Here is a 1,042-nt window from a genome sequence, read left to right as displayed (position 1 = left end):
AACCCGTGGTGCTAGTTAATTTTTTCCTAGAGGAAAATGTCTAAACATGTTGGTAAATCAACAAAAAAACGCATATAGTAGTCTCAAAACTCCCAAGAAATGAGGACTACATATGCGTTCATCAAAATATACTGAACATTATACAGATACTTTTATAACATTCAAGGAAATTATGAGAACTGTTTCTAACATATACCACAATTGTGTACCAGATAAGATTAAAAACCGAAGAAATACTGATCAACTGAAGCAACGCGATACAGTGATTATTGCTTGTGTTATATGGGGCATAATTAATGGCTATACTAGCCAAAGAGCCACGTATAGAGCGGTTTGTTCCGTCTTATTTCCTAATGGTGACTTTCCTAGTAGGAGTCGATTCACTCGCTTAAGTTCAAACTTAGCTTACACTATCAAGATTATTCGATACTTTTTCATCAAGAAGCTCACCAAAGGTGAACTAGTCGGAATTATAGATAGTTTTCCTAGTCCATTATGTAAACCAGTTAGAAATAGACAAGCAAAACTATTGAATCAAATAGCCAAAGTTGGCTATAACTCAACAAAAAAATCTTATTTTTATGGTCTTAAAATTCATATGATCGTTACTAAGACTGGCTTTCCGATTACTTACTCAATCACGAATCCAGGTGTCCATGACGTGAAAGTGTTAGAGACTTTATCGGAAGAAGCGAATCTTCCCAATATCCTAGGGGACAAAGGATATATTAGCCATAAAATCCATGAAAAGCTTGCCCTTAAGGGCATTACTATATCCGTTCCGCCACGTAAAAACATGGATAAATCAGAAAAACTAGACCACAGCTTACTTGGAAAACAAAGAAAAACAGTTGAGACTGTTTTTTCTTCCTTAGAAAAATTAGGTTGTCAAAATTTCAACTCACGTTCTGTTAAAGGGCTAGAGAGTAGATTTGAAAGCATATTACTGGCTTACAGTGTTCTATTAAGTCGAGCACAACGACGTTTTGAAGGAACTTTGAGATATTCTTTAGGATATTAAAATTAACTAGCACCACGGGTA

General features: G+C 35.1%; 1 protein-coding gene. It reads left to right on the top strand.

The window, feature by feature from the left end; all coding sequences use genetic code 11:
- The first annotated feature begins 112 nt into the window (after window positions 1-112).
- Window positions 113-1,021, top strand: coding sequence for an IS982-like element ISEfm1 family transposase (locus FGQ66_RS15035; protein WP_002295743.1), 909 nt, complete (start codon window positions 113-115; stop codon window positions 1,019-1,021).
- Window positions 1,022-1,042: the final 21 nt, after the last annotated feature.

Source organism: Enterococcus sp. BSD2780061688st2 D3, assembly GCF_005844145.1.
Taxonomy (GTDB): domain Bacteria; phylum Bacillota; class Bacilli; order Lactobacillales; family Enterococcaceae; genus Enterococcus_B; species Enterococcus_B durans.
This window is presented reverse-complemented; position numbering and strand designations above follow the sequence as displayed.

Excerpts from the sequence above, each read along its gene's own strand:
- FGQ66_RS15035 (WP_002295743.1), top strand. The coding sequence starts at position 113 with ATGCGTTCATCAAAATATACTGAACATTATACAGATACTTTTATAACA.